At 56.5% G+C, this 13975-nt stretch carries 10 protein-coding genes; 4 read left to right on the top strand and 6 right to left on the bottom strand.

The window, feature by feature from the left end; all coding sequences use genetic code 11:
• Positions 1-143 precede the first annotated feature (143 nt).
• Entirely contained in the window at positions 144-908 is a 765-nt protein-coding gene (locus KA369_12925) for a FadR family transcriptional regulator (protein MBP7736872.1), read from the top strand.
• A 1-nt stretch (position 909) separates the two neighbouring features.
• On the opposite strand, the gene trpS is transcribed toward KA369_12925, so the two are convergent.
• Positions 910-1884, bottom strand: a complete 975-nt coding sequence (gene trpS, locus KA369_12930; protein MBP7736873.1) for a tryptophan--tRNA ligase — start codon at positions 1882-1884, stop codon at positions 910-912.
• Between the two features lie 190 nt (positions 1885-2074).
• Here trpS and KA369_12935 point away from each other — a divergent pair, with 190 nt between their 5' ends.
• On the top strand, positions 2075-2314 hold the full coding sequence (locus KA369_12935; protein MBP7736874.1) for a DUF2892 domain-containing protein: 240 nt from the start codon (positions 2075-2077) through the stop codon (positions 2312-2314).
• Positions 2315-2410: 96 nt separating this feature from the next.
• Here KA369_12935 and flgE read toward each other — a convergent pair whose 3' ends face one another.
• From flgE to KA369_12955, 4 genes are all read right to left on the bottom strand, one after another.
• On the bottom strand, positions 2411-3784 hold the full coding sequence (flgE, locus tag KA369_12940; GenBank protein MBP7736875.1) for a flagellar hook protein FlgE: 1374 nt from the start codon (positions 3782-3784) through the stop codon (positions 2411-2413).
• Between the two features lie 24 nt (positions 3785-3808).
• On the bottom strand, positions 3809-4372 hold the full coding sequence (locus tag KA369_12945; protein MBP7736876.1) for a flagellar hook assembly protein FlgD: 564 nt from the start codon (positions 4370-4372) through the stop codon (positions 3809-3811).
• 24 nt (positions 4373-4396) lie between these two features.
• Positions 4397-5791: a flagellar hook-length control protein FliK gene (locus KA369_12950; GenBank protein MBP7736877.1), complete on the bottom strand. Its 1395-nt coding sequence runs from the start codon at positions 5789-5791 to the stop codon at positions 4397-4399.
• A gap of 279 nt (positions 5792-6070) precedes the next feature.
• On the bottom strand, positions 6071-8215 hold the full coding sequence (locus KA369_12955) for a PAS domain S-box protein (GenBank protein ID MBP7736878.1): 2145 nt from the start codon (positions 8213-8215) through the stop codon (positions 6071-6073).
• Positions 8216-8535: 320 nt separating this feature from the next.
• Here KA369_12955 and KA369_12960 point away from each other — a divergent pair, with 320 nt between their 5' ends.
• On the top strand, positions 8536-10734 hold the full coding sequence (locus KA369_12960) for a neutral/alkaline ceramidase (protein ID MBP7736879.1): 2199 nt from the start codon (positions 8536-8538) through the stop codon (positions 10732-10734).
• Between the two features lie 225 nt (positions 10735-10959).
• On the top strand, positions 10960-12639 hold the full coding sequence (locus tag KA369_12965; protein ID MBP7736880.1) for a helix-turn-helix domain-containing protein: 1680 nt from the start codon (positions 10960-10962) through the stop codon (positions 12637-12639).
• A 7-nt stretch (positions 12640-12646) separates the two neighbouring features.
• Here the strand turns inward: KA369_12965 and KA369_12970 are convergent, their stop codons facing one another.
• Positions 12647-13975 carry a serine/threonine-protein phosphatase gene (locus KA369_12970; protein ID MBP7736881.1) on the bottom strand — a complete coding sequence of 443 codons (1329 nt, stop codon included), beginning with the start codon at positions 13973-13975 and terminating at the stop codon, positions 12647-12649.

Below are 13975 nucleotides of genomic sequence, written 5' to 3' on the forward strand. Positions count from 1 at the left end.
TATTTATTACTGGACAGTCCAGTTTGAAAATAAATAACCAATTTGTCAATTATTAATAGAAAATAATTGAACTATTTGAAATTTTTGTTGACATTAGTGTTGAACTTGTATTACCAGTTTGTCGGTAAGAGCTTAAATTAAAAATGAACAATCTCACGGATACATTGCTGGAGAAGCTGGAAGCGGACATTCTCAGGGGGATATATCCCATCGGCAGCAGGTTTCCCTCGGAGCGGGAGATATCGGAACAGTACGGCGTAAGCAGGGTGACGACAAGGGACGTTCTAGCGCGGCTGAGCCACATGGGGCTTTTGATCAGGAGGCCCCAGAGCGGGACCTATGTGAACGATTATTTTACCAAGGCTTCAATCGACCTCCTGGCGAGGATCATGCAGACGACCGATGCCGTCGAACCGGAGATACTTATTTCGCTCCTGGAATTCCGCAGGATAAACGAGATGCAGGCGGCCCGGAAATCGGCCCTCTTGATGTCCGTCGATGATGCAGTCACGCTGGAGAAGACGGTCGGCCGCCTGGGAGGCATGGCGAACGATGTCAAGGCATTGAGCGATTGCGATAATGAAATACACTGGGCAATCATCAACCATTCCGGCAATATCGTGCTGGCGCTCCTGTTCCACTCGTTTCGATCAATCTATCGACATTACACGCAATTTTTCTACGGCCTCGCCGGAACCGCCGATGCCGTATTCCCCCTCTACCGCAGGCTCGCCGCGGCGATAAGAAAGCGCGACGGGGATTACGCGGCGAGCGTCATGGAATCGATCCTGGTGTACGCGGAAAACAGGGTGAAGGACGCGCTCCCTGAGAATAGCGGGGACGCTAAAATCAGCCTGTCCATTTTCCGGCAGGAGGAAAAGGAAACGTTGGACGAAAAAACTGAATAAGTTACTTTTCGTACAGGAGGCCGGTCACTTCCTTGACCTTGGCCATGGTGGGCGCCGCCACTGCCCGGGTCTTATCAGCCCCTTTCTTTAAGATCCTGATCACCTCGCCCTTGTCCCCGCTTAATTCCTCGCGCTTTTTCCGGAAGGGCGCGAAGTATTCCCAGATGAGGCCGAGGAGCTCCTTCTTGACCTCGCCGTAGCCGAGGCCGCCCTTCGTGTAGCGGTCGCGCATGTTCTCGACCTTCGCCGGCTCCGCGAAGAGCTTGTAAAGGGCGAAGAGGCTGCAGGTCTCCGGGTTCTTCGGCTCTTCCACCGGCGTTGAATCGGTGACGATCCTCATCACCTTCTTCTTGAGGGATTTCTCGTCCTCGAATATCTCGATGGTGTTGTCGTAGCTCTTGGACATCTTCTGGCCGTCGATGCCGGGGATCACGGCTACATCGTCGGAGATCCGCGGCTCCGGGATCGTGAAGATGTCGCCGTAGGTGTTGTTGAAGCGGATGGCGATGTCCCGGGTGATCTCCACGTGCTGCTTCTGATCCTTTCCCACCGGGACGATATTGGCCTGGTAGAGGAGTATGTCCGCGGCCATGAGCACCGGGTAGGTGTAGAGGCCGGTATTGGGCACGATGCCGTGGGCCACCTTGTCCTTGTAGCTGTGGCTCCGCTCCAGGAGCCCCAGGGAGGTGTGGCAGGAGAGTATCCAGGTCAGCTCCGTCACCTCGGGCACGTCCGACTGGACCCAGAAGTGGCTTTTCTCCGGGTCCAGGCCCAGGGCGAGAAAATCGAGGGCCGCTTCCAGGGTGTAGTTCCTGAGGCGCTCCCCCTCCTGGTTGCTGGTCATGGCATGGTAATTGACGATAAAGCAGAAGAGGTCGTTATCATGCTGGTATTCGATCATCGGCTTCATCATGGCGAAGTAATTGGCGATGTGAAGGGTTCCTGACGGCTGTATGCCGGATAGTATTCGTGCCATTGCGCTCCTCGGTTCGGTGTATATCGGTAAAGAGATCAAACGGCAAAAAAAATAGTCAATAATAAAATTTTTCTTGCGCATTAATGGCCCTCCTCGATAACTATTATCAGCAATACTAATGCAGTGTGATAGCGTCCGCCGACATCAGGGCGGGGGCAAATCCATACAAAACAAGGGGACCACTATGGAAATGAAGAAGAACGTTGGCGCATCCGATCGTTACGTCAGGACCCTCATCGGCCTTGCTTTTGTCCTGAACATTTTCTCATTGGAGCCGACACGGTTCGGCATGTTCGTTCTGCTGGCAATCGGCGCATTGATTCTAAATACCGCCTATACCCAGTACTGCTTCATCTATGACCTGTTGAACATCAACACCTTCGAGAAAAAGGTCAAACCGGCGGAACCGGCGCAGCCCGCGGCGCATTAAGAATAACGAAATCATCATGCAAAAAAAGGGGCACGGTATACCGTGCCCCTTCTGTTTTCATGTCAATCAGGCGGGGTCACGTGACCCCGCTTTCTGTTACCGCTTCAGGCTCAGAAGCTCCTGCAGCATCTGGTCGGCGGTGGTGATGGACCGCGAGTTCGCCTGGAACCCGCGCTGGGTGACGATCATGTCGGTGAACTGGTCCGACAGGTCCACGTTGGACATTTCCAGGGTCCCGGCCACAACCTTGCCCCGGCCCTGGGTGTTGGCCGCTCCCTCGTTGGCCGCTCCCGAGTTGTTGGACACCTCGAAGAGGTTCTCGCCCGTGGCGGTGAGGCCCTGCGGGTTGGTGAAGACCGCCATGCCGACCTGGCCGATGGAGCGCTTGGTTCCGTTGGAGTAGACGCCGGTTATGATGCCGGAGTTGTCCACGTTGAACGATTCCATGTATCCCATGTTGAAGCCGTCCTGCTCCACCGCCTTGGTCGTCGCGGCCGAGGCGAACTGGGTCACGCCCTCGAGGAGACCGGCCTTGCCCATGTCGAGCTGGATGGTGCGCATGTTGGGGTCTCCCGCCACGCGCCAGTTGGCGTTCACGATGAGGCTCCCCTGGTTCGATTCGTCCGGAGTCCCCTCGTCGGCCACGGACACGAGCTTGCCGTCCGGGCTGAAGCGGAGGTTGATCCGGGATGAGGGGTTCGCGTTGTTCTGCTGGGCGGCGCCGGCCGGCACGTCAAGGGTGAGGGGAGTCGTCGATCCGCCGATCGCCGCGGACGCGGTCCACTGGTTCGGGCCGGTCTTCCAGAACACCATGGTGAGGCGGTGCGTGTTCCCCTGGTTGTCATATGCGTCTATGTTGGTGGTGACCCCTGCCGATGAGCGCATGCGTCCCGTGGCGTTGGGAGGAACCACGGAATAGCGCGAGTCGAGATTGCACTTGTACTTGATGTTCGATGTTTCCTTCGCGTCGACCTTTCCGTATATGGGAATGACGATGTCCTCGAGGGACCCGCTCGGGTTGACCACCATCTCCCCGGCCTGGTTGCGGGTAGCCATCCATCCCTGGACCTTGAGCCCGTTGCCCGGATTCACCAGCGTGCCGTTCTTGTCGATGCCGAAGGTGCCGGCCCGGGTGTAGAATTTCCGGTCCCCGTCGGACACGACGAAGAATCCGTCGCCGGATATGGCCAGGTCGGTCTGGTTGCCGGTGGTCTGGAGGCTCCCCTGGGTGAATATCCTGTCGATGGAGGCGATGGTCATGCCGAGTCCCACCTGTTTCGGGTTGACGCCGCCGCGGTTTTCCTCGGGCTTGGCCGCCCCGGACAGGGTCTGGGAGATCATGTCCTGGAATGTGACACGGCTCGTCTTAAAGCCGTAGGTGTTCACGTTCGAGATGTTGTTGCTCACAACATCCATCCTGGTCTGGTGGTTCTTCAGACCGGCAACACCGGAATAGAGTGCACGCATCATAGTGGCAAATCTCCTCTTTGCTGATTATTGGTTGCTCTGGACGGCGTCCCTGCCGTTCATCTGATTATTTCCCGCTTTTTGTTCCATCGAGCCCTTTATGCTCGTTGATATCGTGGCGGCGCTTGAATAGGCGGCCGCAGCGCTCGCTGCCGGCACCTCGGCGTTCCGCACGGCGCTGATGTCGCCCATGCGGACCTGCTCGTTGCCGACCATGAGGATCTGCTCGTCGCCGTTGTACTGTATGGACGACACGACGCCGGATACGCGCCGGTTGGTCAGCGGATTCAGTGCGTCAATCTGTTTTCCCAGTATCGAGAAGGCCTCGTTGGAGCGGGCGCTCTTCAATAAATTTCCCATCTCCTTGTTCAGGTTGGACATCTGCTCCAGCGATGAGAACTGGGCCATCTGGGCGATGAATTCGCGGTCTTCCATGGGCCTGGTCGGGTCCTGGTATTTCAGCTGGGTGACGAGAAGCTTCATGAACATGTCCTTGTCGGCCACGCCCTTGATCCCTTCCTTGCCATGGTTGACCTTCTTGTTGACCAGGTCGGCTTCGAGCCGCGCCGCCATCATCTCTTCCGCTGACATTTTCGCTACCTTCATTGGATTCTCCTATATGACCAGATTGATGCGGCCGTCATGGTACCCGAGGGCGTTCGCGGCGAAGCTGCTCTCGATTTCCACGGCCTGTTCCGCCGGCGCGACAAAGGCGGAGCCATGCTCGTCGCGGTCCCTCAGCAGCCTGCCCCGCTGGTCGTTCACGTTCACCTGGAATTCTCCCACGGCGATGCCCGCGTCCTGGAGCTGCTGGCGGATATACTCAAGGTTTCCCGTGAGAAGCTCCTTGGCCTCCGGCGTCTCGACCAGGAAGCTGCCGCGGACGATTCCCTCATGCAGTTTCAGGCTGATGCTGACCGTGCCGAGCTCATCCGGGTGCAGGCGCACCGAGAAGGAGCCGTTCCGGCTGTCCCTGACGACCACTTTCGCGTTCTGGATTATGCTCTCAAGGTTTTCCCTGAAAAGGCTGTTCTTCGGAGCTGCGGCCGCGACGTCGGTGTGTTTGGCGGACACGTCGCCTTTCACGGCGTTAAATGAAAATGACGGGGTGCTCCCCTGGTCGTTGGCGCCGGAGCGCTGATGGGAGCCCTCTCCCTTGACGCCGTCGAGGAGGAATTCAATTTTTGCCAGCAGATCCTTCACGGCCGGAGCGGCGCCTTCGGGAGAGCCGGCATTCTTGCGGGCCTGGTTCTTATCGTCAACGGCCCTGATCTTTTTCAGCGCTTCCTGGATCCCCGCGAGGGAGCCGGCCGCCTGTTCTGATTTTCCGCCCAGGGCGGACCTGATATATCCGTCAATTGAAGATGCCAGTTTATCGAGGACCTTTTTCAGTGTCGCGCGGTCCGGGTTCTGCTTCGTATCGCGGAGCAGGTCGTGCAGTTCCTGGACGGATGCCTTGATCTGCTTGATCTCCGGCTGATCCTTTCCTTTAAGAAAATCGATCATCCGGTACAGGCCGTCCTGGAGCTCCTGCATCTCCGGTTCGCCGGCTTTCTTATGCTTTTGCTTTTCACGGATCCTGGTTCCGGCTCCGGCTTCCTTATCAATTTTGCCGGCCGGCTGCTGCTCCACAGCCTGTTTTTTCTCGGTTGTGTTTTTCGTGTCAGCGCTTTTTCCCTCTTTTCCCTGAAGCTGGGCCGCGGCCTTCTGCCCCTGCTGCTCTTCGGCCCTGGCCTGGGACTGGGAAGGCTCATCCTTCTGAGTGCTCTTGCGGGTATCTTCCCGGGGCTGCTTATCCTCTGCCGGAGCGGCGGTAACATTCCTTTGCGGCTCAGGTCTATCAATCGAAGAAGGGGATACCTGGTCCGCTGACTGGACCTGGCCCTTCAGTATGTTGAAAAAGCCCGTTTCAGATGAAACATCCACGGTTGCCTTGGCGCCCTGCTGCGGCAGCGAAGAAATAACCATGTTGTTGGTCTGAGCGATTTTTAAATCACCTAAATGGAGCATGTTCACTTTACCCGTTTCGTTGTTTGGCCTATTAATATATCGTTAGGAGATGTAATAAACTGAATGGAATTTTACAAAGAGAGGTAAATAATAAGTTTTGGACCAATGTTTTGGATATTTTTAAGGTTTATGAGACATAAGGAGTCATTTTGCCTGATTTTAATGGGGGTCAGAGCATTGTCAAATACTGCATTCCGGGCTGCCTGGATTCAACCTCAATGCCGGAACTCCAATGGTTTTCGGTGGGAGACCGATAGTTATCGGTAGTCGGGGCGATAACTATCTTATTTTGAAATCTTTTTTCAAGCGCGCCACCAGATGAACCTCGTTCCCTTTATCGTTATACTGTATCTGGTCAAATACCGACCGGGTGATCAGAATGCCCCTGCCGTGGGACAGCAGCTGGTCATTGAGGCTCTTTACCTTGAGTTTTATGAATTTCCTGTAATCGAATCCATCGCCCTCGTCCCGTATGGTATAGGAAATTTCGTCTTCGGTGAGATGGTAATCGATACGGACCTTTTTGCGGCGATTGACCGCGCTCATCTGCCGCTCCCTGAGCAGGTCATGGTAGTTCTGGTTCTTCTGGGCCAGGGTCTTTTCCTCGTAGGTGATCCCCAGGTTCCCGTGCTCGATGGCGTTGATGATCATTTCCCTGAGGCCCAGCCTCAGCAGGTTTATCCTGCCGATGGGCAAAAACTTCTGGAGGTTCCGTGTGATCCTGAAACTCACCTCGTCCGCGATGGTGAGCCGGTTGTCGATGGTAAAGGAGAGGGTCTCCTCCTGCAGATACTCGCGCAGCGGATCGTCCGATATCTCCGACGCGAAGCCCATGATGCCGACTACGGCGTCGTTTTCAATGATGGGATCGAGCTTGAACTGAAGGGTCACCGGTTCGCCCAGGAACTTGTGGTCGCACACGGCGTTGAAGCGCACGTCCGGCGCGCGGTCGTGGAGGACGCGGTGGATGTTTTCCAGGAAGGTTTCCCGGTTGATCTGGTTCTTGTCAATGGGGTCCCTGTAGAGGATGTCGATGATGTACCTGCCGATGACCGAATCCTCGGGGTAGCCGAGCTTGTCCCTGATGTTGCTGTTGACCATGACGAAGTGCGCCCTGCCGTCCAGGGAAAAGATGATGTCCCGGGTCTTCTTCTCGATGAGCTCGCGGTATTTTTTTTCGGATTCTTCCAGCTTTCTCCGGTAGTTGTTCCGCTCCGTCACGTCGACTGCGGAGAGAAGGGCGCCCTTGATCTCAAGGCCTGATTCGCCGATCCAGAGACTGGCGCTGAACTGGGTCTCGAAAAATTTGTCCCGCCCGCGGCTCAGCAGGCGGAGCGGCTCGTTCCTGATGCGGAGGGACCGGAGCTCCCGGGCGCACTCCTCCATCGAGACGGCCTTGTCCTTGATCCACCTGTTCTTTACCCCGACGGCGCTGGTGAAGAGATCGATGAAGAGCGAGGCGGCCCGGTTCCGGTCCTCTTCGTGGATGAAATCCATGTATGACAATCCCTCGTGGTTCGGGTCGAGGCCGTAATCCTCCATGGACACGTAGTTGTAGTCGATGGTTTTGCCGGAGGTGTCGATGAGCATGGAAAAGAGCGGCACCAGGTTGAAGAGCTCGCGGTACTTGCGCTCCGACTCCTCCAGCCGGTCATGCATGCTTTTTCTTTTCGTGATGTCGGTGGTGGTGACGATGTAGCCGGCAATATCGAGGGTGCCCGGGGCGATGATGAGGCTCATGGTGTAATCGACATTAAGGGTCTTGTCGCCGCTGCGGCTCGTGAGCTTCGTGAAACCCTGGCGCGTTCCTATCTGTAAAATGGTTTCCCGCGCCGCATCCCGGTAGGAGATGTCGCGGTCAAGCCTGCGGGGGTCCAGGGTCTTCCGGTAATCGATGATGTTCCGGTAGAGGTCTTCAAAGAGCTCCCGGGTGCGCTGCAGCTCGTCCTCATGGATAAAATCGATATAGCTGACCGGGGCGTCGGCCAGGCCCCTGCCGTAGAGCTGTTCAGCCGCTTCGTTCCATTCAATGACCTCGCCGCGCGCGTTGAGGATGGCCGTGAGGTTCGTCGTTTTCTGAAATATGGTGTGGAAGGTGTCGTATTTCAACGACAGGTCCTCATGATTTTTCTGCATCGCCAGGGCCATGGCCAGGAGATCGATCCCTTCCTGCATCCTGGGGATATTGACGCGGTTTTTTTTCGTTGGCGCTATGATGAGGAGTATGGTGCGGTTTGAATCAGGGATAAACAAAAGCTCGTTTTTTGAATAATTCTCTTCCCTTGAGAAAACGATTATATCGGCATCGGTATAATCGAAGACCATCCCCGGATTATCCGTAAAGATATTCCGGCTGTAGCGGAGGGCAAAGCCCGAATCCTTTCTTAAGGCAATGGCCGATCCCTGGAGTGGATAGAGTTCCATAATACCCTGGCAAAAAGCGACAACCAGGGAATCGGGACCGCCTGTCATATTTTTTAAAATTAGATCCTGCAGTGAAGTATAGGGGCTGGTTTTTTTTACTTTCATATGTTCAAAATTAATTATTTGTACAATAATTTGTATTTTTTATTGTTCCGGTATCATAAATTTGTTTTACTCTGACACCCTGAACTTATCAAATACTGATTAATCAGATTTTGATATGACTAATATCATATTATATTATATAATACAATTATAAAAACCGTCTGTGTGGTTTTTTAAAAACCTGACATTTTCAAGATAACTTCAGGGGGCTGATCATGGACAATAACAAGCACTTTTTTTCCAGAATAGTCTTACTTTGCTCCTCGGTTTTTCTGATTTTATTTTCCGGATGCGACAACGATTCAGATAACAAGTCCCTGTCGATTCTCGGGTGGCTCCCCGGCCTGTCCTCTTCAGGAGTGGTTTCCAATGGCATTGTGGATACCGCGGCCCCCACCGTGCTTCCCGGTGAAAAAACTGAAGGCGGCGGCAGCGTGTACCTGGTCGGCACCGGAATCTATGACATAACGGGGCCAGCCGGCGAGATCGTGATGCAGGGTTTCGCCGTTTCGACCCAGAAGACGAGCGGCATCCACCTGCGGCTCCGCTCCCGGGCCTTCATCGCCGGCGATTCAGACAGGCGGGTCGTCTTCGTCAACGCCGACCTGGGCATGCTCTTCCAGATGGTGAAGGTCAAGGTCTGCGAGAAAATCGCGGCCAACGCGAGTCTGGCTAAATACTATAACGAGAAGAACGTGCTCCTCTCCGCCACCCACACCCACAACGGCCCCGGCGGATATTCCGGATACTTTCTCTATGACGCGACGGTGAATGGATTCGTGAAGCAGAATTTCAACGCCATCGTCGACGGCATATACCAGTCCATACTGCGCGCCCACAACAACCTGAGCCGCGGCAGGATCCTGATAAACCAGGGAACCATCGAAGGCTGCGGCGGAAACCGTGCCGAGACCGCCTACAATAACAATCCCGCCACAGAGCGGGCCCTCTATGACGGCATCACCGATAAGACCATGACCCTCCTGAAGTTCGTCACCCTCGACGGCGAGGAGATAGGCACGCTGAACTGGTACGCGGTGCATCCGGACAGCATCGGGCCGGACAATACCCTGATAAGCGGCGACAACAAGGGGTGGGCCTCATATCTTTTTGAAAAGGACAAAGGGACCGATTATCTCACGGCGCGGACCTTCGTAGCGGCCTTCGCCCAGGCCAGCGCCGGCGACGTGACGCCCAATATCGGCTTCGGCCTTGCGCCGTCCGATGTGACCTTTGAAAAGAACAAGAGCCTGGAGAACGCGGTTCTCAAGCAATACAACAAGGCCAGGGAGCTGTACAACGGCGCCACGACCGAGCTTTCGGGCTCCATCGATTTTCGCCATGAATGGGTCGACATGCGGACGCTCTATGTCGAATCGGCGCAGTGCGTCACCTGCGCGGCCGGAATGGGCGCGTCCTTTTCCGCCGGGAGTCCCTCTGACAATCCGAGCCCGTCGCCCCTGTTCCCGAACGGCACCACCGTTGAGAGCCTGAACTGGAGCGACAACGCGGCCTCCACGTTCCTGAGCACTTTCCTGGGCGGCATCTTCGCCTTCGCGTGGCCCGCCACCAATGACGCGGCGTACAAGAAATGCCAGGCGGAAAAACCGGTCCTCATTCCGACCGGCATCGCCCATATCAACATCAACGGCCCCACCATGACGCCGCAGATTATGCCCCTCCAGGTCGTTAAGATCGGGAACCTGGCCATAGCCGCGGTACCCACCGAGGTCACCACCATGGCGGGACGCCGCATCAAGAGCACGCTCCTGTCGGGCCTTTCGGATAGCGGCGTGAACTACACTGTCATATCAAGCCTTGCCAACTCCTACGCGTCGTACCTGGCCACCAGGGAGGAATACGCCGCGCAGTGGTACGAGGGGGCCTGCACGCAGTTCGGCCCCAACGAGCTCGCCGCGTTCCGGCAGGAATACGCGAAGCTCTGCAGGGCCATCATGGACGGCACGGATGTTCCCGCCGGCCCGGCTCCCCAGGACGTGACCGGCCTCACGGTCGATTTTACGGCGAAGGTGCTGTTTGACGACAAGCCCCTCTTCAAGAGCTTCGGTGATGTCATAACCCAGCCGGGCGCGAGCTATTCGAAGGGCGATACGGTGAGCGCGCAGTTCTGGGGGGGCCATCCCAACAACAACCTCAGGACCCAGGACACGTTCCTGGTTGTGGAAAAGCTCGTGAACGGCAGCTATGTGCCGGTGGCGCGCGATTGGGACCCGGAAACGACCTACCGGTGGGAGCGCAACGGCGTATCCTACTCGAAGATCACCATAACCTGGCACACCAAGAATGCCGATGCCGGCACGTACCGCATCAGGCACAAGGGTAACTGGAAATCGGGCTGGACCGGGAAGATCAGCGCCTATGAGGGCGTAACCAATACATTCAAGGTGCTGTAAGGGCGGTTTAGCTACCGAGCATGGTATTTTCCCTGGAGTGCGTCCCAATTGTCGGGACGCACTTGTAATAAAGCCTCCAAAACCGGAAGCCGCCGATCATGGCGGCTTTTTTTCTATCCGGCATGAAAAATAATCTTTCATTTTTTTTGATTGGTGTATCATGTAGCAGCGGGGTAAGGGGGCGGCCCTGATAAGGCCGGTTACAAACATCGATCGAGGTGCTCGATGAGCTGGGTATCGATTCCTGCGGTCATAATGGCCGCCGTTTCCCTGTACGTGGGATTCTACTATTTCTGGATGTTTGTCCGGCGGCGGCTGGAAATGGAAAACCTCGCCTTCGCCGTCACCTGCATATCCATAGCCTTCTACGACATCTTCTGCGCGGGTCTCTACAACGCGGCCTCGCCGGAACAGGGAATGTTCTGGCAGCGTTTCCAGTTCGCTTCCCTGGGCGTGTTCACCATATCCGTGTCATGGTTCCTCTACTACTTCACCGGGTTCAGGTCGCGGGTGCCCTTCATCGTCATCACCGCCTGGCTTTCTCTGCTATTTGTCCTGGGATTGGCGGTGAGGAACGAATGGACACTTTCTGTGTCCAGGCCCTATGTCAAGGCCATCGACCTGGGCGGTATCGGCATCGTCTATAACGAGGTGGACCCCGGCATCATCTATACCTTTCAGTATGTGTCCATGGTCCTGATAGGTCTCTTTCTTTTTTACGTCATGATCTACCACTATCTGAACGACGAGAAGCCGCGGGTGGGCCCCATTGTGGCTTCGATGGTGCCGTTCCTGGCCGCTTCGGTCAATGATGTCATGGTGGGGGCCGGGGTGTATCCCTTCATCTATCTGACCGAATACGCCTACATGTTCATCATCTTCTCAATGGCCTCCGTGCTCCAGAACCGCTTCATCGACCTGCACCGCGAGGTGGAGGAGCTGACCCAGCAGCTGGAGGAAAAGGTGAACGACCGCACCATGGAGCTCTTCCTGAGCGAGATAACCCACCGCCTCTACGCGGAGATTGCCGGCGAGCCTTCGTCCCGCCCGCCTGACGGCGGCGAGGGACCGGAGGAGCTGCCGGCGCCGGGAAGCAATTTGAGCCAGGACATAAGCATCATCACCAACATCGACAAGCTCCTGAAGCGCTCCCTGGAAAAGGGCGCGGAGATAGTCGGCGCCGCAACGTCGTGCCTGTTCATGATCGATGAAGCGGGAAGGCTTGACCGCGCCGCGGACCTGGGAGAGGAGCCGGGGCAGCCATGGATCGCCGGCGCGGCGGAACGGGTCCTCTGGGAGAACCAACCCCTGATCATGAACCGTCATGACGCGGAAGGGAACCCGGCCGGCCCGGGCGCCGCGGGGGGCCGCCATTCCCTCCTGGTGCCGGTGAATCTCCGGGGGAAGGCCATTGGCGTCTGCTGCATGCAGCGGCCGGTAGCCCTGGACACGTTCACGGAGCGCGACATTCGGATAGCCGGCCTCTACGTGTCCCAGGCGGCTTCGGCCATCGAGAACGCCTATCTCTATCAGCGCATGATCGACCGGAACGTGGCGGTGCGCCAGCAGTCGGTGACGCCCGCCATCGAGGAGAAGATGAAGAAGGCCATCGCCTATATACGGGAAAATTACCGGTCGGACATCTCCCGGGAGGGGCTGGCGGCGTCCCTCAACATGCATCCGGATTCGTTTGGGAGATTCTTCAAGGTCTACACCAACAAGAAGATCAGCGAGTTCATCAACGAGCTCCGGGTCATGGAGGCCGCGCGGAAGCTCCGCGAGACAAACGCGAACATCATCGACATCGCCTTTTCCGTCGGCTTCGAGAGCCTGCCCACCTTCAACAGGGCCTTCCTGAAGATAATGAACGTGACCCCCACGAAGTACCGCGGCGAGAAGGAGTGACGGCGCCTTAATTGATGTCGATGGTTATCAGGGTAAGGTCGTCGTTGAAGGTTTCGTCCCGGGAAAAGTCAACGAGGCTCTTGATCAGTCCCCTGGAAAAGGCCTCCACCGGGAGGTCCCGGTTCCGCGAGATGAAATCGCGCAGCTTCGTGTCGGAGTACATCTCGCGGCGCGCGTTCATGCACTCGGTCACACCGTCGGTGAAGAGGATCAGGCGGTCCCCGGCCTCCAGGTCGATGGTCTCCTCGTTCAAGGCGATATTGCCGGCCCACCCCATGGCCATGCCCTTCGAGTAAAGCTCCCGGAAGCTGCTGTCCTCCCTCCGGTACAGGAGCTGCGGGATGTGACCCGCCGAGGTATAGCGGATCGTCTTCGCCGCCTTGTCAATGCGGCAGTAAAAGCAGGACACGAAATTCCCCATCACCGTGCAGTCGCAGAGGACCTCGTTGATGCGGTGCAGCACCTCCGTGGTGGCGCCGGCCCCGGAGATGGCGTGCAGGAGGGCCACCTTGGTGATGAGCGCCATGAATGCGCCGGGGATGCCGTGGCCTGACACGTCTGCGATAAAGATGTGAAGCTCGTCGCCGGAGGAGTGAAAATCGTAGAAATCGCCGCCGATCTCCTCCATGGGGATGTAGGTGGCGAATATGCTGATGCGGGGGTCCCCCGCGGGAGTCTCCGGCATGAGGTTCGACTGGATGAGCCGCGCGATCTCCAGCTCGGCGTGGAGCTCCCTGGTATGCTCTTCCCGGCGCGCGGCCTCGGTGATTTTTCCGTTGAGCTTGATGATGGTGACGCACAGGAGAAGGGTCAGGACAACGGAGCTGGTGTAGTCCACCAGGGCGCTCTGCGCCACGGGCATGAATTGTGTGCCTATGGGATTCGAATAATTGAGAAGGTACGAGGCGACGCCGCAGATCAGCAGGAGGGTCGTGGTGAAAATGATCCAGGAGGGGCGGCAGAAGAGGGCGGTATAGATGATGATAACCGGAAAGAAATAGAAATTGGTGATATAGTCGATGCGGCCGCGTCCGATCTGTCCGTAAAAACCGAGAAAGATGATGGCCGCGGTGAATAAGAGCGAGAAGAAGTTTACCGCTCCGTGGTACCGGCCTTTTCTGAGAAGGGTAAGGCTGACGACAAGGCCCAGGCATAATCCGAAGATGATGTAGTTGGTCACGGTGAGTTCCATCAGTGTATTGAGAACGATGAAAAGAATTGTGATGAATGCCAGGCTTGATGTGATTAAATAGAGAAAGAGTTTCGCCTTTTCCCTGGTCTCCACCGGCGCGTTGGCATAGGGGGAGAGGAAAAACATTGTTATGTTTTTAATCAT

Source organism: Spirochaetota bacterium, assembly GCA_017999915.1.
GTDB lineage: Bacteria > Spirochaetota > UBA4802 > UBA4802 > UBA5550 > RBG-16-49-21.

What these genes read in the sequence shown, in the direction of transcription:
- KA369_12935 (MBP7736874.1), top strand. Translation starts at nt 2,075, where the DNA reads ATGAAGAAGAACGTTGGCGCATCCGATCGTTACGTCAGGACCCTCATC.
- KA369_12970 (MBP7736881.1), bottom strand. Translation starts at nt 13,975, where the DNA reads ATGATTAAAAACATAACAATGTTTTTCCTCTCCCCCTATGCCAACGCG.
- KA369_12965 (MBP7736880.1), top strand. Translation starts at nt 10,960, where the DNA reads ATGAGCTGGGTATCGATTCCTGCGGTCATAATGGCCGCCGTTTCCCTG.
- KA369_12955 (MBP7736878.1), bottom strand. Translation starts at nt 8,215, where the DNA reads ATGGAACTCTATCCACTCCAGGGATCGGCCATTGCCTTAAGAAAGGAT.
- KA369_12960 (MBP7736879.1), top strand. Translation starts at nt 8,536, where the DNA reads ATGGACAATAACAAGCACTTTTTTTCCAGAATAGTCTTACTTTGCTCC.
- trpS (MBP7736873.1), bottom strand. Translation starts at nt 1,884, where the DNA reads ATGGCACGAATACTATCCGGCATACAGCCGTCAGGAACCCTTCACATC.
- flgE (MBP7736875.1), bottom strand. Translation starts at nt 3,784, where the DNA reads ATGATGCGTGCACTCTATTCCGGTGTTGCCGGTCTGAAGAACCACCAG.
- KA369_12945 (MBP7736876.1), bottom strand. Translation starts at nt 4,372, where the DNA reads ATGTCAGCGGAAGAGATGATGGCGGCGCGGCTCGAAGCCGACCTGGTC.
- KA369_12950 (MBP7736877.1), bottom strand. Translation starts at nt 5,791, where the DNA reads ATGCTCCATTTAGGTGATTTAAAAATCGCTCAGACCAACAACATGGTT.
- KA369_12925 (MBP7736872.1), top strand. Translation starts at nt 144, where the DNA reads ATGAACAATCTCACGGATACATTGCTGGAGAAGCTGGAAGCGGACATT.